Source organism: Streptomyces sp. NPDC056734 (assembly GCF_042790455.1).
Lineage (GTDB): Bacteria > Actinomycetota > Actinomycetes > Streptomycetales > Streptomycetaceae > Streptomyces.
This window is the reverse complement of record NZ_JBHTZD010000036.1, coordinates 1-18,272: the sequence shown is the minus strand read 5'-3', so window position 1 is coordinate 18,272 and position 18,272 is coordinate 1. Positions and strand designations below refer to the sequence as shown.

General features: G+C 73.1%; 11 protein-coding genes. 9 read left to right on the top strand and 2 right to left on the bottom strand.

All coding sequences use genetic code 11. From position 1 onward, the window contains the following. The first annotated feature begins 24 nt into the window (after positions 1-24). The 7 genes from ACFRFC_RS35480 (at position 25) to ACFRFC_RS35450 (ending at position 12,668) form a co-directional block, all read left to right on the top strand. Positions 25-6,720: an amino acid adenylation domain-containing protein gene (locus tag ACFRFC_RS35480; protein ID WP_383112685.1), complete on the top strand. Its 6,696-nt coding sequence runs from the start codon at positions 25-27 to the stop codon at positions 6,718-6,720. 45 nt (positions 6,721-6,765) lie between these two features. After that, a complete protein-coding gene (locus tag ACFRFC_RS35475; RefSeq protein ID WP_382692597.1) occupies positions 6,766-6,987 on the top strand; it encodes an MbtH family protein in 222 nt (73 codons plus the stop codon). 49 nt (positions 6,988-7,036) lie between these two features. Further along, entirely contained in the window at positions 7,037-8,314 is a 1,278-nt protein-coding gene (locus ACFRFC_RS35470; RefSeq protein ID WP_382692599.1) for a cation:proton antiporter, read from the top strand. 111 nt (positions 8,315-8,425) lie between these two features. After that, positions 8,426-9,919, top strand: a complete 1,494-nt coding sequence (locus tag ACFRFC_RS35465) for a tryptophan 7-halogenase (protein WP_382692601.1) — start codon at positions 8,426-8,428, stop codon at positions 9,917-9,919. A 41-nt stretch (positions 9,920-9,960) separates the two neighbouring features. Then, positions 9,961-11,157: a cytochrome P450 gene (locus ACFRFC_RS35460; protein WP_382692602.1), complete on the top strand. Its 1,197-nt coding sequence runs from the start codon at positions 9,961-9,963 to the stop codon at positions 11,155-11,157. 13 nt (positions 11,158-11,170) lie between these two features. Beyond that, positions 11,171-12,442, top strand: a complete 1,272-nt coding sequence (locus ACFRFC_RS35455; RefSeq protein ID WP_382692604.1) for a cytochrome P450 — start codon at positions 11,171-11,173, stop codon at positions 12,440-12,442. 10 nt (positions 12,443-12,452) lie between these two features. Further along, positions 12,453-12,668, top strand: coding sequence for a ferredoxin (locus ACFRFC_RS35450; RefSeq protein ID WP_382692605.1), 216 nt, complete (start codon positions 12,453-12,455; stop codon positions 12,666-12,668). A gap of 154 nt (positions 12,669-12,822) precedes the next feature. Here the strand turns inward: ACFRFC_RS35450 and ACFRFC_RS35445 are convergent, their stop codons facing one another. Continuing rightward, on the bottom strand, positions 12,823-13,890 hold the full coding sequence (locus ACFRFC_RS35445) for an alpha-hydroxy acid oxidase (RefSeq protein WP_382692615.1): 1,068 nt from the start codon (positions 13,888-13,890) through the stop codon (positions 12,823-12,825). Between the two features lie 91 nt (positions 13,891-13,981). Further along, positions 13,982-15,082, bottom strand: a complete 1,101-nt coding sequence (gene hppD, locus ACFRFC_RS35440; RefSeq protein WP_382692607.1) for a 4-hydroxyphenylpyruvate dioxygenase — start codon at positions 15,080-15,082, stop codon at positions 13,982-13,984. 197 nt (positions 15,083-15,279) lie between these two features. On the opposite strand from hppD, the gene ACFRFC_RS35435 reads away from it, so the two are divergent. Both ACFRFC_RS35435 and ACFRFC_RS35430 read left to right on the top strand, forming a co-directional pair. Next, positions 15,280-16,581: an aminotransferase class I/II-fold pyridoxal phosphate-dependent enzyme gene (locus ACFRFC_RS35435; protein WP_382692609.1), complete on the top strand. Its 1,302-nt coding sequence runs from the start codon at positions 15,280-15,282 to the stop codon at positions 16,579-16,581. After that, positions 16,578-17,723, top strand: a complete 1,146-nt coding sequence (locus ACFRFC_RS35430) for a prephenate dehydrogenase (RefSeq protein ID WP_382692611.1) — start codon at positions 16,578-16,580, stop codon at positions 17,721-17,723. Before ACFRFC_RS35435 ends, ACFRFC_RS35430 begins: the two co-directional genes overlap by 4 nt. Positions 17,724-18,272 lie beyond the last annotated feature (549 nt).

Here is an 18,272-nt window from a genome sequence, read left to right as displayed (position 1 = left end):
CAAGCCGCTGTGAGGAGTCACCCGATGCCCCGATCCCTTGTCGAAGACGTGTGGCCGCTGTCCCCGCTCCAGGAAGGGCTGCTCTTCCACGCCGCCCTGGACGACAGCGGCGGCCCCGACGTCTACACCGTCCAGGCCGTCCTCGCGCTCGACGGGCCGGTGGACGGCGACCGGCTGCGCGCCGCCTGGGAGGCGCTGGTGGCCCGGCACGCGGCCCTGCGCGCCTGCTTCCGGCATGTCAGCGGCGCCCAGCTGGTCCAGGTCATCGCCCGTGAAGTGACCCTGCCATGGCGGTCGGAGGACGTCAGCGCGCTGCCGGCCGACGGGGCGAGGGCCGCCGCCGACCGGGTGGCCGCCGAGGAACTCGCCCGGCGCTTCGATCTCGCGGCGGCCCCGCTGCTGCGGATCGCCCTGGTGAAACTGGCCGAGGACCGGCACTGGATGGTCGTCACCAGCCATCACGTGCTCATGGACGGCTGGTCGATGCCGGTCGTGATGAGCGAGCTGTCCGCCCTGTACGCGTCCGGCGGCGACGCCTCCGGGCTGCCCGCCACCGCCTCCTACCGCGACTATCTGGCCTGGCTGAACCGGCAGGACAAGCAGCGGGCGCGGGACGTGTGGCGGGCCGAACTGGCCGGGCTCGACGAGCCGACGCTGGTCGCGCCCGCCGACCTCACCCGGCTGCCCGACTCCGGGTTCGTCCTCACCGACCTCTCCGAGGAGCTGACGGCGGGCCTCGTCTCCCTGGCACGCGGACACGGGCTCACCCTCAACACCGTGGTCCAGGGCGCCTGGGCGGTGGTCCTGGGGCAGCTCGCCGGCCGCACCGACGTGGTGTTCGGCGCCACCGTCTCCGGGCGCCCCGCCGAACTGCCCGGCGTCGAGTCGATGGTCGGCCTGCTCATCAACACCCTCCCGGTACGGGTGCCGCTCGACGGCGCCCAGCCCGCCGTCGAACTGCTCACCGCCCTCCAGGAACGGCAGGCCGGGCTGATCGCCCACCAGCACGTGGGCCTGCCCGAGGTACAGCGCCTGGGCGGACCCGGCGCGGCCTTCGACACCCTCGTCGTCTACGAGAACTTCCCCCACGCGCCCGGCAAACCCGGCTCCCGGGGCCTGTCCATGCGCCCGGCCAAGCTCTCCCGCGACACCGCCCACTACCCGTTCACCCTGGTCGTCGCCCCCGGCGACGAACGGCTCCACGTCAAGCTGGACCACCAGCTGGAACTCTTCGACCGGGCCACCGCCGAGGCCGTCCTGGACCGGCTGATCCGGGTACTGGAACAGCTCGTCGCCGACCCGGCCGTGCCCGTCGGGCGGCTCGCCGCCGTCGGCGGGCCCGAGCGGGAGCGGGTGCTCAGGGAGTGGAGCACCGGGGGGAAGGCGGCCGTGGGCACCTCGGTGCCGGAGCTGTTCGCCGCGCAGGCGGCCCGTACGCCCGACGCGGTCGCCGTCGTCGACGGCAAGCGGAGCCTGACCTACGCCGAACTGGACGCGCGCGCCGATGAACTGGCGGCCCAGCTGGCGCGGCGGGGCGTGCGGCGCGGTGACCGGGTCGCCGTGCTCATGGACCGCTCCGCCGACCTGCTGACCGCGCTGCTCGGCAGCTGGCGGGCGGGCGCCGCGTACGTACCGGTGGACGTGGGTTATCCGGCCGAGCGGATCACGTTCCTGCTCAAGGACAGCGCGCCCGCCGCCGTGCTGTGCACCGGCTCGACGCGCGGGGCCGTGCCCGAGGACACGCCGGTCGCGCCGCTCGTGCTGGAGGAGCTGGCCGGGGACGCGGGTGAGCTGCCGCCACTCTCGCTGTCCGGCGACGACCTCGCGTACATCATGTACACCTCCGGCTCCACCGGCACCCCCAAGGGCGTGGCCGTGCCGCACCGGGCGGTCGCGGCGCTCGCCGGGGACCCGGGCTGGGCCCTGCGCGCCGACGACGCGGTGCTGCTGCACGCCCCGCACGCCTTCGACGCCTCCCTGTTCGAGATCTGGGTGCCGCTGGTGTCCGGGGCCCGCGTGGTGGTCGCCGAGCCGGGCGTGGTGGACGCGCTGCGGATCCGCGAGGAGGTGGCCGCCGGGGTGACCGTGCTGCATCTGACCGCCGGGACCTTCCGGGTGCTCGCCGAGGAGGCACCCGAGTGCTTCGCCGGGCTGCGCGAGGTGCTGACCGGCGGCGATGTCGTACCGCCGCAGGCCGTACGGCGGGTGCGCGACGCCCACCCCCGGCTGCGGGTCCGGCATCTGTACGGGCCCACCGAGACGACCCTGTGCGGCACCTGGCACCTGGCCGGCCCGGACACCAAGGTGCTGCCCATCGGACGGCCGCTGGCCGGACGCCGGGCCTACGTCCTGGACGCCTTCCTCCAGCCGGTGCCGGCCGGCGTGCCCGGCGAGCTGTACCTGGCGGGCGAGGGCGTCGCCCACGGGTACGCCGGGCGGGCCGCCCTCACCGCCGAACGGTTCGTCGCCGACCCCCACACGGCCGGGCGGCGGATGTACCGCACCGGGGACCTGGTGCGCTGGAGCGACGACGGGGAGCTGCTCTTCGTCGGGCGGGCCGACGCCCAGGTCAAGATCCGGGGCTTCCGCGTCGAACTCGGCGAGGTGGAGGCGGCGCTGGCCGCCATGCCCGGCGTGCGGCAGGCCGTGGTCGCCGCCCGCGACGACGGGCCCGGCGAGAAACGGCTGATCGGCTATGTCGTCGCCGAGGGGCCCGACGTCGACCCCGAGCAGGTGCGCGAGCAACTCGCCGGGGTGCTGCCGGAGTACCTGGTCCCGGCGATGGTGATGGCGATGGTGTCGCTGCCCGTCACCGCCAACGGCAAGGTGGACCGCAAGGCGCTGCCCGCCCCCGACTTCGACTCCCGGGGCACCGGCCGCGCCCCGCAGAGCGAGACCGAACAGCAGATGTGCGCGCTGTTCGCGGAGGTGCTCGCGCTGGACGAGGTCGGCGCCGAGGACAACTTCTTCGAACTCGGCGGCGACTCCGGCCTCGGCATGCGGCTCGCCCGCCGGATCAAGGAGGATCTCGGCGTCGATCTGCCCATCCGGCGGCTGTTCTCCGCGCCCACCCCGGCCGGCGTGGCCCGCGCCCTGGCCGCGAAGGTCCGGCCCGTGCTGCGCCGGATCGAGGACGCTCCCGAGGCGCTGCCCGTCACCGCCGGGCAACTGCGCACCTGGCTCCTGGACCGGCTCACCGACGGCGAGGAGGCGGCGCCCGCGCACCACGCCGCCGCCCTGCGGATACGTGGCGCCCTGGACCGGGACGCGCTGGCGGCGGCCCTCGGCGATCTCGCCGCCCGCCACGAGATCCTGCGCACCACGTTCCCCGGCACCGGCCGCTCGGTGCGCCAGCATGTCCGCGCCCCCGAGGACACCCGGCCCGGTCTGCGGCTCACCGGGGCCCGCGAGGACGATCTCCCCGCGCTGCTGGCCGACGCGGGCGCCCACACCTTCGACCTCACCCGCGAAGTGCCCTGGACCCACACCCTGTTCGCCCTGTCGGACACCGACCATGTGCTGCATCTGCTGGTGCACCACATCGCGGCCGACGGTCGGTCCACCGGCGTGCTGATGCGGGACCTCGCCGCCGCGTACGGCGCCCGGCGCCGGGGCCGCGCCCCCGAACGGGCCCCGCTGCCGCTCCAGTTCGCCGACTACGCCCTGTGGGAGCGCGAGCTGCTGGCCGGGGAGCAGGACCGGGAGACCCTCGCCTGGGACGAGATCCAGTTCTGGCGCGGCGCCCTCGAAGGCGCCCCGGACGCCCTCGACCTGCCCACCGACCGGGCCCGCCCGGCGCTGCCCACCCGGCGGGCCGCAGTCGTGCCCGTACGGCTGGGCGCCGAGGCCCATGCCCGGCTCAGGGCGGCGGCCGAACCGTCCGGCGCCGGTACCTTCACCGTCGTCCAGGCCGCTCTCGCCCTGCTGCTCGGCAGGCTCGGCGCGGCCGAGGACGTCACCGTCGGAACCGTGCTGCCGCGCAGCGACGACGAGGTGGAGCTGGAGGGCCTGATCGGCGCCTTCGACCGCCCCCTCGCCCTGCGCACCGACCTCTCCGGCGACCCCGCCTTCAGCGAACTGCTGGCCCGCACGCACGAGGCGGGCCGCGAGGCCCGCCGCCACCAGGACGTGCCCTTCGCCCGGCTCCTGGAGGCCCTGGAACTGCCGCCCACCCCCGACCGCCACCCCGTCTTCCAGGTCGCCCTGGACGTTCGCGACGAGGGCGAGGACCCGTGGGACGCCTGGCAGCTGCCCGGCCTCAACTCCAGCCCCGTCGACCTGGGCACCGAAGCCACGGAGTTCGATCTCTCCCTCCACCTGGACGAGACGGAGGACTTCGAGGGCGCCCCCGGCGGCCTGACCGGCACCCTGCGCTACGCCACCGACCTCTTCGACGAGCAGACGGCCACCACCTTCGCGGCCCGGCTGGTCCGGGTCCTGGAGCAGATCGCCGCCGATCCCGCGCTGCGGGTCACGGAGATCGACATCCTCCTCGACGACACCGAACGCCGACCGTTCCCGGAGTCCGCCGCCGACACCCCGACCGCCACGGTGACCGAGGCTGTGGCCGCCACGGTGACCGGGGCCCCGACCGCCACGGTGACCGGGGCTCTGGCCGTCACGGTGACCGAGGCCCCGACCGTCACGGTGACCGAGGCTCTGGCCGCCCGCGCGGTCATCGCCCCGGACGCCCTCGCGGTGACGGACACTGACGCCTCACTGACCTACGCCGAACTGCACGCGTCGGCGTCGGCGCTGGCCCGCCGCCTCGCCGGCCGGGGCATCGGCCCCGAGGACGCGGTGGCCGTCGACGTCCCCACGGGCACCGCACTGACCCGCGCGGTACTGGGCGTACTGAAGTCGGGCGCCGCCTGGCTGACGGGCCCGGCGGGGGACATCACCCCGGCCGCCGTCATCACCGGGCCGGGCCCCTCGGCAACCTGGCCCGGCCTCCCGTCCGTAGCGCTCAGCGACACGGGTTCCGGGACCGGCACCGAGACCGGCACTGCCACAGCTACGGCCACAGACACCGGCACCGGGACCGGCACCGGCACCGGCACAGGCACCGGCAGCGGGACCGGCACCGGCACCGGCACCGACGACCGCACGGACGGCGACCCGCGCCCGGCGCTCCCCGCTCACCCCGCCCTGTTCCTCCCCGCCCGCGACGGCGCCCACGCGGTGATCGAACACCGCACGCTCGTCGCCCGGATCACCCATCGCGCGGACACCTCGCCCGTCGCCGGGCAGACCCTGCTGGACCCGCGCGTCCCGGCCGAGTCCCTCGTGGTCCCGCTGCTGGCGACCCTGACCGCCGGAGGCACGGTGCGCTTCGGCGCCTCTGCGCCGGATGGTGTCCCCGGGCCGGGTGCCTCCCCGTCCGGCACCTCCACACCCCACCTCCCCACCCCCCACCTCCCCACCCCCCACCTCCCCACCCCCCACCTCCCCACCCCCGGCGATCACACCCTCCTCGTCACCACCGGTGCCCTGCTCGCCGAACAGGGCGCGCAGGCGGCGTCGTACGAGGAGATCCTGGTCGCCGACGAGCAGCCGCACCGGATCCCGGCCGACACCGTCCGGGTCACCGGGCACTCGCTCGCGGAGACCGGTGGCGGCTGGCTGGAGGCGCGGCTGGCCCGCGGCACACACCCGCCCGCCAGTGGGCTCCCCGCCGGGCACCCGCTCCCGCACACCCTCGCCTACGTCCTGGACGAGCGGCTGCGGCCGGTCCCCGCCGGGACCGAGGGCGATCTGTACGTGGCGGGCAGCGCCCTCGCCCGCGGCTACGCGCAGCGCCCCGCGCTCACCGCCGAACGGTTCGTCGCCGACCCGTACCGCCCCGGCGGCCGGATGCTGCGGACCGGCCGACGCGCCCGCCGGGACCGGGACGGCGTGCTGGCCCTGCGCGAAGGACGGGTGACCCGGGGCACCCGCCCGGCGGCCCGCGCCGGCAGCGAGCTGGGCGTGCTGCTGCCCCTGCGCCCCGAGGGCGACCGCCCGCCGCTGTTCTGCCTGCACCCGAGCATGGGCCTGAGCTGGTCCTACGCGGCACTGGTGCCGTATCTGCCCGCCGATCTCCCGGTGTACGGCGTGCAGGCGCGCGGGCTCGCCGGGCCCGAGGAACTGCCGCACAGCATCGAGGACATGGCCGCCGACTACGCCGACGAGATCCGTGCCGTACAGCCCACCGGCCCCTACCACCTGCTCGGCTGGTCCTTCGGCGGGATGATCGCGCAGGCCATCGCCTGCCGGCTGGAGGAACTGGGCGAGGAGGTCGCGCTCCTGGCCCTGCTCGACGCCTACCCCAGCAGCGCCGGGAAGTCGATCTCCCGGGAACGCGGGGTCTCCCGCGAGGAGCAGGCGTCGACGCTGATGGAGCAGGAGATCGAGGTCTCGGCGGGCGTCGACGCGCGCGGCAACCTCGGCGACCGGGTGCTGTCGCGGATGCAGGAGGTGCTGGGCAACATGGCCCGGTTCGCCCCCGGCCACACCCCGCGCCGGTTCGGCGGAGACCTCCTGCTGTTCATCGCCGCCCACGACCGCCCGGCCGAACTGCCCGCCCCCGAGGCCCGGGCCAGCTGGGAACCGTACACCGGCGGCGCCATCGAGGCCCATGAAGTGCCGGTCGACCACTACAAGATGCTGCACCCCGGAAATCTCCCGCCGGTCGGCCGCATTCTCACCGAGAAACTCACCGCCGCACCCCGGAACCCCTGAACACGGCGTCCGCGCCCTCCTTCGGAAAAGAAAGCGAGTAACACCATGACAAACCCCTTCGACAACGAGAACGGCACTTTCCTGGTGCTCGTCAACGACGAGGGACAGCACTCGCTCTGGCCGGTCTTCGCGGAGATCCCGCAGGGCTGGACCACGGCCTTCGGGGAGGCGAGCCGCGCCGAATGCCTGGAGTACGTCGAGCGGCACTGGACCGACCTGCGGCCCAAGAGCCTCATCGCGCGCACCGAGAGCGCCGCCACGGTCTGAGGGCCGCCACCACCCGGACGCACATGAGGGAAAGAGAGGTGTGGACAGCGTGGACACCGAACAGGTGACCGCCCTGGTGATCGCGGACGTCGGGCTGATCGTCGTCGCCTCCTGGCTGATGGGCGCACTGGCCCGGCGGCTGGGCCAGCCCACCGTGATCGGGCAGATCGTGGCCGGGATCGCGCTCGGCCCCACCCTGCTCGGCCGGCTCCCCGGCGATCCGACGAAGGACCTGTTCCCGGCGGAGGTGCTGCCGTTCCTGACGGTGCTCTCCCAGGTCGCCGTCGTGATCTTCATGTTCCTCGCCGGATACGAGATCAACTACCGGCAACTGCGCGGCGGCGGCCGCTCGGTGCTGGCGGTGGCGGCGCTGGCGCTGCTGGTCCCGGCCGGGCTCAGCACGGGCGCGGTGACCCTGTTCGACGGGCTGTTCACGGCCGTCGAACCGGACGCGGGCGGGCGGACGTTCGTGCTGTTCATGGCGGTGGCCTGCTCGGTGACCGCGCTCCCGGTGCTGGTGGCGATCGTGCGCGAACGGGGCCTGGCGGGTACCCCGACCGGCACGGTCGCCACCACCGCGGCCGGGGTGATGGACGTGGTGGCCTGGCTGGTGCTGGCCGCCGCGTTCGCCGGCACCGCACATGGGGACGGGCCGTCGTGGCTGGCCTCGCTCGTGCTGATCGTGCTGTTCAGCGCGGTGATGTTCCTGCTGGTCCGCCCCGCCCTCGACTGGCTGCTGCGGCGCTCGGAGTCCCGGCTCCTGGGCCAGGTGCCGCTGGCGTTCGGACTGGCGATGGGCAGCGCCTGGGTCACCTCCGAACTGGGGCTGCACCCGGTGTTCGGCGGCTTCCTCGCCGGGCTCGTCATGCCGCGCCGCAACGAGGTCCCGGACGCCGAGGTGCTCCAGCCGATGGAGCACACCGCGGCGCTGCTGCTGCCGCTGTTCTTCGTCACCACCGGGCTGAAGTTCGACGTCGGCACCCTCGACGGCGACGGCCTGGTGCTGCTCGCGCTGATCCTGGCCATCGCCGTGGTCGGCAAGCTCGGCCCGGCCTACGCGGCCTGCCGGTTCACCGGCCTCGGCACCCAGCAGTCGGCGCGGGTCGCCGCGTTGGTGAACACCCGGGGGCTCACCGAACTGATCGTGCTCAATGTGGCGCTGGAAGCCGGCGTGATCGGCCCCGGGCTCTTCACGGTACTGGTCCTCATGGCCCTGATCACCACCTTCATGACCGGGCCCCTGCTCACCCTGATCGCGCGAAGAGACCGTCCAGAAAACGACATTGGACGACTTGACCAGCCAGCCGGAAAAATTCAGGCTCAATAAGAACCCAGCGAATCCAGCGAGCCCAGCGAACGCAGCGAACGAAGCGCGAACGCAGCGAACAAAGTGAACACCGAAATTTCAGATAGCGCATAAACGGACAGGGAGTTGGCTGTGGCAGCACTGACCGAAGAATTCGACGTGGCCGTCGTCGGCGGCGGACCCGCCGGTTCCACCCTCGCCGCACTCGTCGCCAAACAAGGACACCGGGTCGTCGTCCTCGAAAAGGAGAACTTCCCGCGCTATCAGATCGGCGAATCGCTGCTGCCGTCCACCATCCACGGCGTCTGCCGGCTCTCCGGTGCCTCGGAGGACCTCGCCAAGGCGGGCTTCCCGCTCAAGCGCGGCGGCACCTTCCGCTGGGGCGCCCGGCCCGAGCCCTGGACGTTCGCGTTCGCCGTCTCGCCCCGGATGGCGGGCCCGACCTCGGTGGCGTACCAGGTCGAGCGGTCCAAGTTCGACGACATCCTGCTGAAGAACGCCCGCAAGCAGGGCGCCGACGTCCGTGAGGGCTGCTCGGTGCGCGGCCTCGTCGAGGACGACGAGCGGGTGCGCGGGATCGCCTACACCGACCCCGACGGCGTCGAGCGCGAGATCCGCGCCCGGTACGTGGTGGACGCCTCCGGCAACAAGAGCCGGCTCTACAACAAGGTCGGCGGCACCCGCGAGTACTCCGACTTCTTCCGCAGCCTCGCCCTCTTCGGCTACTTCGAGAACGGCAAGCGGATGCCGGAGCCCAGCCGCTTCAACATCCTGTGCGTCGCCTTCGAGAGCGGCTGGTTCTGGTACATCCCGCTCAGCGACACCCTCACCAGCGTCGGCGCCGTCGTCCGTCATGATCTCGCCGAGAAGATCCAGGGCGACCCCGAGAAGGCGCTGAAGGCACTGATCGACGAGTGCCCGATGATCGCCGACTTCCTCTCCGACGCCACCCGGGTCACCGAGGGCCAGTACGGCGAGATCCGGGTCCGCAAGGACTACTCGTACCACCAGACCACCTTCACCAAGCCCGGCATGATGCTGATCGGCGACGCCGCCTGCTTCGTCGACCCGGTCTTCTCCTCCGGCGTCCACCTGGCCACCTACAGCTCCCTGCTCGCCGCCCGCTCCCTCAACAGCGTCCTTGCGGGCAAGGTCGAGGAGGACGCGGCGATGCACGAGTTCGAGGCCCGCTACCGGCGCGAGTACGGCGTCTTCTACGAGTTCCTCGTCTCCTTCTACGAGATGCACCGCGACGAGAACTCCTACTTCTGGCAGGCCAAGAAGGTCACCTCCAACACCGAGCCGGAACTCCAGGCGTTCGTGGAGCTGATCGGCGGGGTCTCCTCCGGCGAGCAGGGCCTGATGAACCCGGAGGCGCTCAGCGAGCGGCTCGCGGAGAACTCCGAGGAATTCGCCACCGCCGTGGAGAAGTTCGCCGCCAACGACGACGGCAGCTCGGTCCCGCTGTTCAGCTCCTCCGTGGTCCGCAACGCCATGCACGAGGCCGGCCAGGTGCAGATGCGGGCGCTGCTCGGCGAGGACGCCGAACCCGAGGCGCCGCTGTTCCCCGGCGGGCTCGTCTCCTCCGCGGACGGCATGTACTGGCTGCCCGCCAAGACCGGCTGAGGGGGACCCGAGGGGAGCCGAAGGGGAGGAGAGAGAAGGCGATGGCGTCGTCCAAGGATGTCCCCGTGTACAACCGCCGGGACCGGTTCGACCCGGTCCCGGAACTGGCCGAGCTGCGCGCCCGGTGTCCGGTGCTCCGTACGGAGCTGCACTCCGGGCCCTCCAGCCAGGTCGTCGGCTGGCTGGTCACCGGCATCGAGGAGTCCCGGGAGGTGCTCAGCGACCTGGAGCGGTTCACCATGCTGCCGCCGGCCGACACCGAGGCGCAGTCCCGCAGGCTCCAGAACATCGGCAACCCGCTGCACTACGACCCGCCCGAGCACACCCGGCTGCGCAAGATGCTCAACCCCGAGTTCACCATGCGCCGGCTGCGGCGGCTCCAGCCGCGGATCGAGCAGGTCGTCGAGGAGTGCCTGGACGCGGTGGAGCAGGCCGGGACGCCCGCCGACCTGATGCAGCACTTCGCCTGGCAGATCCCCGGCGAGACCGCCTGCGAACTGCTGGGCGTGCCCCGCGACGACCGGGCCGAACTCTCCCGTCATCTCGACATCACCCGCGACGACGGGCGCGGCCGGGCCCGCCAGCTGGCCGCGGGCCGCGCCTACCGCGCCTACTTCCACCAGCTCACCGCCCGGACCCGGGCCGACCCTGGCGACGATCTGCTCGGCATGCTGGTGCGCGAGTACGGCGACGACATCACCGACGAGGAACTGGAGGGCCTCGCCGCGTCGCTGACCTCCGCCGGCATCGAGAACGTCGCCAGCATGCTGGGGCTGGGCACCCTCGTGCTCCTCGAACACCCCGACCAGCTCGCCAAGCTGCGCGACGACCCCACGCTGATCGACCGCGCCGTGGAGGAACTGCTCCGCCATGTCTCGGCGATCCCGACGCTCTCGCCGCGCACGGCACTGGTGGACGTGGAGCTGGGCGGGCAGGTGGTGCCGAAGGGCGAGCGGGTCATCTGCTCCGCCTTCGCCGCCAACCGGATCGAGACCCCCGGCGCCGACCCCAAGGGCGGCTTCGACATCACCCGTGAACCCGCCCCGCACATGGCGTTCGGGCACGGCGTGCACTACTGCATCGGCGCCCCGCTGGCCCGGATGGAACTGCGCACCGCCTATCTGGCGTTGTGGCGGCGCTTCCCGGACCTGCGGCTCGCCGTCCCGCCCGACGAGATCAGGTTCCGGATGCCGTCCTCACGGGTCTACTCCGTGGACGCGCTGCCGGTGACCTGGTAGGAGGAACCGACCCATGTCGCAGCAGACCCCGACCGCGCAGGAAGCGCCGCGCTCCCAGGCGTACCCCGAGCTGCTCTACACCCGCCGCACCCGCTACGACCCGGCCGCCGACCTGCGGGCCGCGCCCGCCCTCGGCAAGTACACGATCGGCCCCAACGAGTCCGACGAATGGGTCTGGCTCGCCACCGGCTACGACGAGGTGCGCCGCATCCTCGGCGACCACACCAACTTCTCCACCCGCCGCCGCTGGGGCGCCGAGGGCCCGACCTGGCGCCCGCCGGAGCTGGTCGGCCACCTCATGGACTACGACCCGCCCGAGCACACCCGGCTGCGCTCGATGCTGACCCCCGAGTTCACCGTCCGGCGGCTGCGCCGGCTGGAGCCGGACATCGAGGCGATCATCGAGGAGCACCTGGACGCCATCGAGGCCGCGGGTCCCGGCGCCGACCTGATGCCGCTGTACGCGCAGCCCGTGCCCGGCGAGGTGCTGTGCGAGCTGATCGGAGTGCCGCGCGACGACCGGCCCGAGTTCCTCCGCCACTGCCACCGGCACCTGGACTTCTCCCGCAGCCGCAAGGTGCGGGCGGCCGACGGCGCCGCGTTCTCCCGCTATCTGGTCTCCATGGTGGCCCGGCAGCGCAAGGACCCCGACGACGGGTTCATCGGCGCCCTGATCCGCGAGCACGGGGACGACTTCACCGACGACGAGATGCGCGGCGTGTGCGTGCTGCTGATCCTGGCCGGCATCGACAACATCGAGGGCATGATCGGCCTCGGCGTGCTGGCGATGCTGGAACACCCGGACCAGCTGCCCCAGCTCCTCGGCGCGAACGACACCCCGGCCGCGTCCGGTACGCCGGGCAGGGGCCGCGGCGACGGCGGGCGGCTCGCCTCCGACCGAGCCCTGGACGAACTGATCCGCTACATGTCGGTCGCCAACGCGCCCACCCCGCGCACCGCCGTCCACGACGTACGCGTCGGCGACCAGCTGATCAAGGCGGGCGAGACGGTGATCTGCTCCCTCACCATGGCCAACCGCGACCCTTCCCTCACCGACGGGGCGGACCGTCTGGACCTGGCCCGCGAACCGGTCGCCCATGTCGCCTTCGGCCACGGCGTCCACCACTGCCTGGGCGCCGCGCTGGCCCGCACCGAACTGCGCATCGCCTACAAGGCACTGTGGCGGCGCTTCCCTGACCTGCGCCTGGCCGTGCCCCTGGACGAGGTGCGCTTCTACAACCGCGCGCTGGCCCACGGGGTGCACCGCCTGCCGGTCACCTGGTGAGGGGAGCGCCATGGAGATCCGGATCGACCGCGACAAGTGCGTGAGCGGCGGCGTCTGCGCCATGTTCGCCCCCCAGGTCTTCGACCAGGACGACGAAGGCGTGGGCGTGGTGAACACCACCGCCCCACCCGAGGCCCAGGCCGCAGCCATCCGCTCAGTAATCTGGCGCTGCCCAGGCCACGCAATCTCAACCCATGAGAAACAGCCCCTGGACCACCCAACGTAGGGAACCCACAAAGAGACGCTGCACCAGCCGACCTATAGGGGCGCGGGGAACTGCGCGAGCAACCCACCACGACCCGCACCCGAACAACCACCCCCGCCCGAAACGAAAAAAGTGCCCGGCAGAATCCACCTGCCGGGCACTCCCACGTACACATTCAGCCGCCCGCAGGGAACACCGTCACCAACCGCCCCGCGTCAGCGACCCCAACACACCCGGCCAACCCCAACGCATCCGTCAACTCCCCCGCGAGCAGCGACAGAACCTCCCGCACCCCGTCCTCCCCACCCCCCGCCAGCCCCCACATCGCCGCCCGCCCCACCAGCACACCGGACGCCCCGAGCGCCAGCGCCTTGAGCACATCCGTGCCCCCCCGCACACCCCCGTCGACCAGCACCTCACAGGCGCCGCCCACGGCGTCCCGTACGGCGGGCAGCGCGGCGACGCCGGTCACCGCCCCGTCGAGCTGACGCCCCCCATGGTTGGAGACCACCAGCGCGTCGACCCCGTACGCCACCGCCCGCCGCGCGTCCTCGGGATCGAGCACCCCCTTGAGGACCACCGGCAGCCGCGTGTGCGCCCGCAGCCGCTCCACGTCCGCCCACCCCAGCGACCGGGAGAACATCTCCGCGGTGTGCGCCGCGACCGCCGACACCCCCGCCCCGCCCCGGTGGGCCGCCGAGGGCCCGTCCCCCAGATGCACGGCGAACACGTCCGGCGGCAGCGCGAACCCGTTGCGGACATCCCGCAACCGCCGCCCCATCCACGGCACATCGACCGTCAGCACGATCGCCTCACAGCCGGCGTCCTCCGCCCGCCGCACCAGCTCCAGCGTCCGCCCGGTGTCGCGCAGCCAGTACAGCTGGAACCACACCGTGCCGCCGACCGCCGTGATCTCCTCCACCGGCACACTGCTCAGCGTCGCCACGGTGAACGGCACCCCGGCCGCCTTCGCCGCCCGCGCGGTCGCCAGCTCCCCGTCGGGATGCACCAGCCGGTGGTACGCGACCGGCCCGACCGCCACCGGCATCCGCACCGCCCGCCCCAGCAGCGTCGCGTCCGGCGCGCACCCGGAGACATCGGTCAGCACCCGGGGCCGCACGAACACCTGGTCGAACGCGGCCCGGTTGGCGGCCAGCGACCGCTCCCGCCCGCTGCCCCCGGCGAGAAAGTCCCACACCTCACGCGGCAGCATCGCGGCGGCGATCCGCTCGACGTCATCCATGTCGACGGGGCCGGACACGGAGCTGGATGCGGAGCCGGATACAGAGCCGGACAGGGAGCCGGACGGAGAGCCCGCCGCGCCCCGCCCGGACTCACCGAAGCCCATGCTGCCCGGACTTCTCCAGCTCCACCGCCTCGTACAGCGCCTTGATGTTGGAGCTGCCGAACGTGCCCGCGCCCTGCCGTTCGATGACCTCGAAGAACAGGGTGCGCTTGGGGTGCGTGGACGCGGTGAAGATCTGGAACAGCTGCCCGCCGTGGTCCTCGTCCGCCAGCAACTGCGTCTCGCGCAGCGTGCCGATGGAGTGCGTCGCCAGGTCGATCCGCCCGTCGAGCAGGTCGTAGTAGGCATCCGGGGTCTTCAGGAACCGCACCCCGCGCTCGCCCAGCGCGCGGACCGTGCGCGGCGCGTCGTCGCTGGAGTAGGCGATGTGCTGGATACCGGCCCCGTCGTGGTTCTTCAGGAAGTCGTCGATCTGCCCCGGCTCGGCCTTGGTGTCCGGCTCGATCAAAGTGAAGGTCACCGCCCCGTTCGGGCTCTGCACCACCTTCGACTCCATCGCCTGCGTGCCCACCACGATCCGCTCCTCGAAGATCTCGCTGAACCCGAGGGCGTTGCGGTAGAACCGCACGGTCGGACCGAGATCGCCCGCGGGCAGGCACACCGCGAAGTGGTCGATCTCCCGCAGCCCCACCTCCCCGGCCCAGGACGGCGGTTCCCCCGCGACCGGCGTGAACCCGGCCGGCAGCCCGCCCGCGTCGTCCGGCCCTCGCTCCACCAGCGTGTGCACGAGGTCCCCGAACCCGCCGATGACCGCGCTCGCCCGCGGCCCCGCCCCGTCGTCGTGCCGCTGCGGCCCGCGCAGCGCCCGCGCCCCGCCCGACACCGCCGCCGCGAACGCCGCCGCGGCGTCCGAGGTGCCCAGCGCGATGTCCGCGACCCCGTCGCCGTGCGCCGGCAGATACGCCGACGCCGGATGCCGGTCGCTCAGCGGGGTGGTCAGGACCAGGGTGATCCCGCCGTGCCGCAGCGCGAGCCCTCGGTGGTCGGCGGACAGGCTCTCGCCGACCACCGAGAAACCGTACGCGCCCTGCCAGACCCGGGCCGCCGCCGCGAGGTCCTCCACATACATCTCAACGTAGTCGATCGTGTAGTGACTGATGGGCAGATTACCGCTCGCTCGATCATTCATGACGGTCCCTGGGTCGTAGAAGGATCGGGATTTGCGGCACCACCGTACAACTCGATTAAAAAATTCCGAACTGTCAAAGTACGGGGCCGAAAAGCACTGGTCAGGCGCTCTGTCCAAGTGTCAAAGAAGAGGCATTGTCGCAGCTTGCGCCGTGCGTGATACTGGCCCCCATGCCGATCCGGGAAAATCTTGCGGAATTGAGTTCGGAGCCGCTGCACGCCTCGCTCACCGCTGCGTCCATGGAGTCGATGAACCTGCTGAACAATATTGCCGGAGCCTATCCGGAAGCAATATCGTTCGCGGCCGGCCGGCCCTACGAGGGATTCTTCGACACCGATCAGCTCACCGAATACCTCGCGGTGTTCACGGGCTATCTGCGCGACGTACGGGGAATGACCCGCCAGCAGGTCTCCCGCACCCTCCTCCAGTACGGCGACACCAAGGGCGTCATCGCCGAGCTGATCGCCCGCAACCTCGCCGTCGACGAGGGCATCGAGGCCGACCCGCGCGCGATCGTGGTCACCGTCGGCTTCCAGGAGGCGCTCTTCCTGGTGCTGCGCGCCCTGCGCGCCGACGGCAGCGACACCCTGCTCGCCCCGTCCCCCACCTACGTCGGTCTCACCGGCTCCGCCCTGCTCACCGATCTGCCGGTGCTGCCGGTGCCCTCCGGCGACGCGGGGCTCGACCTCGACGAGTTGCTGCGCCTGCTGCATGCCGCGCGGGCCGCCGGGCGCCGGGTGCGCGCCTGCTATGTCACCCCGGACTTCGCCAACCCGGTCGGCGTCAGCATGACCGTCCCCGACCGGCACCGGCTGCTGGAGATCGCCGGGGCCGAGGGCCTGCTGCTCCTGGAGGACAACCCGTACGGGATCTTCCACCGCACCCCGGACCGGCGCCCGCCGACCCTGAAGTCCCTGGACCGCGAGGGCCGGGTCGTCTACCTCGGCTCCTTCGCCAAGAGCGGGGTCGCGGGCGCCCGCGTCGGGTTCGCCGTCGCCGATCAGCCGGTGGCGGGCGGCGCGCTGCTCGCCGACGAACTGTCGAAGATCAAGAGCATGCTGACGGTGAACACCTCACCCATCGCGCAGGCCGTCATCGGCGGCAAGCTGATCGCGAACGACTTCAGCCTGGTGACCGCGAACGCCAAGGAGACCGCCGTCTACCAGGCCAATCTGGCGCAGGTGCTGAGCGGGCTCGGCGCCCGCTTCCGGGGCACCGACCAGGTGACCTGGAACGAACCCGAGGGCGGCTTCTTCGTCGTCGTCACCGTCCCGTTCACCGTGGACGACGCCTTCCTGGAGCACGCGGGGAGCGAGTACGGCGTGCTGTTCACGCCGATGCACCACTTCTACGGCGCGGGCACCGTCTCCCGGCAACTGCGGCTGTCGATCTCGACCCTGACGCCGGAGAAGATCGAGGAGGGTCTCGACCGGCTGGCCGCGGCCGTCACCGCCCGGCTGGCCGTCACCGAGGGCGTCCCCACCGGGGCGGCCTCGTGATCCGCTCCCTGGCCGTCGTCGGCACCGGCCTGATCGGCACCTCGGTGGCGCTCGCCGCCGCCCGGCGCGGTCTCGCGGTCCATCTGCTCGACGCCGACGCCTCCGCCGTACGCACCGCCGCCCTGCTCGGCGCCGGAACCGCCCGGCCCCCCGACGAACCCGTCGACCTCGCCGTACTCGCCGTCCCGCCGGGCAAGGTCGCCGATGTGCTCGCCGAACAGCAGGCGCGGGGCCTCGCCCACAGCTACACGGACGTGGCCAGCGTCAAGGCCGGACCCGAGCGCGACGTCCTCGCCCGCGCCCCCCGGCCCGCCCACTTCGTCGGCGGGCACCCGCTGGCCGGCCGGGAACGCTCCGGCCCGCTCGCCGCCCGCCCCGACCTCTTCCAGGACCGGGTGTGGGTGCTCACGCCCTCCCGGCTCACCTCCAAGCGGGCCTTCGACCGGGCGCTCGACCTGATCGCCCTGTGCGGCGGGGTGCCGACGGTGATGCAGAGCGGCGCCCACGACGAGACCGTGGCGCTCACCTCGCACGCCCCGCACCTCATGGCCAGCCTGGTCGCCGCCCGGCTCGGCGGACGCTCCCCGGTGACCGCGCTCCTGGTCGGGCAGGGCTTTCGCGACGCCACCCGGATCGCCCGCGGCGAGTCCCGGCTGTGGACCGACATCATCGAGACCAACGCCGCCGAGGTCGCCCGCGTCCTGGCCGCCGTGCACCTCGACCTCACCGAACTCCTGGCCGCCGTACGGGACCTGTCCGCCCGCGCCCCCCGCGACCGGGCCCGCAGCCGGCGCGACCTCACCGCCCTCCTGGAACGCGGCACCGCCGCCCTGGCGGCCCTGCCCGCCCCCGCGAGGGGCCGCCCCGCAGCCGACACCGCCCACGTCGACGTCACCATCGCCGAGCGCCCCGGCGAACTCGCCCGGCTCCTCGACACCGCCGCCGCACACGGCGCGAGCCCCGACACCGTCGCCGCCCCCCTCACCCCGCACGGCCCCGACGGCCCCCTGGTCATCCGCTTCGAGGTCACCCCGGCGGAGGCACACACCCTGTCCCGCAAACTGGCGGCGGCGGGCTGGGACGTCGCCCCGAACGACTCAACGGACGACGAGACCGAGCCGACCTACGCCACCACCACCTGACCCCGGGCGGCCCCCAACTGCCCCCACCCCGGCCCTATCCGGCCCCCGGCCCCGGCTGTCCCCACCGGGCCCCATCCGGCCCCCCGGCCTCGGCTGTCCCCACCCGGCCCCACCGGGTCCCACGGCGGCCTCGGCTGTCCCCACCGGGCCCCACCCCGGCCCCCCCGGGCCCCAGCTGTCCCCACCGGGCCCCACCCCGGTCCCACGGCCTTAGCTGTCCCCACCCGGCCCCACCCGGCCCCACCCGGCCCCATGCGGCCCCACCGGGTCCCACGGCGGCCTCGGCTGTCCCCACCGGGCCCCACCCCGGTCCCACGGCGGCCTTAGCCGTCCCCACCCGGCCCACCCCGGCCTTAGCTGTCCCCACCGATCCCCACCCCGGCCCCACCCGGTCCCACCCCGGCCTTAGCTGTCCCCACCGATCCCCACCCGGCCCCATCCGGCCCCCCGGCCTCGGCTGTCCCCACCGGGCCCCACCCCGGTCCCACGGCGGCCTTAGAACTCCTAACAAAGTGGCCCTGGAATATGGGCAGTTGTGTGGTTGTTTGC

Bases quoted from the DNA above. Each gene is read 5' to 3' on its own strand.
- ACFRFC_RS35475 (WP_382692597.1), top strand. From the start codon at position 6,766: ATGACAAACCCCTTCGACAACGAGAACGGCACTTTCCTGGTGCTCGTC.
- ACFRFC_RS35450 (WP_382692605.1), top strand. From the start codon at position 12,453: ATGGAGATCCGGATCGACCGCGACAAGTGCGTGAGCGGCGGCGTCTGC.
- ACFRFC_RS35455 (WP_382692604.1), top strand. From the start codon at position 11,171: ATGTCGCAGCAGACCCCGACCGCGCAGGAAGCGCCGCGCTCCCAGGCG.
- hppD (WP_382692607.1), bottom strand. From the start codon at position 15,082: ATGAATGATCGAGCGAGCGGTAATCTGCCCATCAGTCACTACACGATC.
- ACFRFC_RS35445 (WP_382692615.1), bottom strand. From the start codon at position 13,890: ATGGATGACGTCGAGCGGATCGCCGCCGCGATGCTGCCGCGTGAGGTG.
- ACFRFC_RS35480 (WP_383112685.1), top strand. From the start codon at position 25: ATGCCCCGATCCCTTGTCGAAGACGTGTGGCCGCTGTCCCCGCTCCAG.
- ACFRFC_RS35460 (WP_382692602.1), top strand. From the start codon at position 9,961: ATGGCGTCGTCCAAGGATGTCCCCGTGTACAACCGCCGGGACCGGTTC.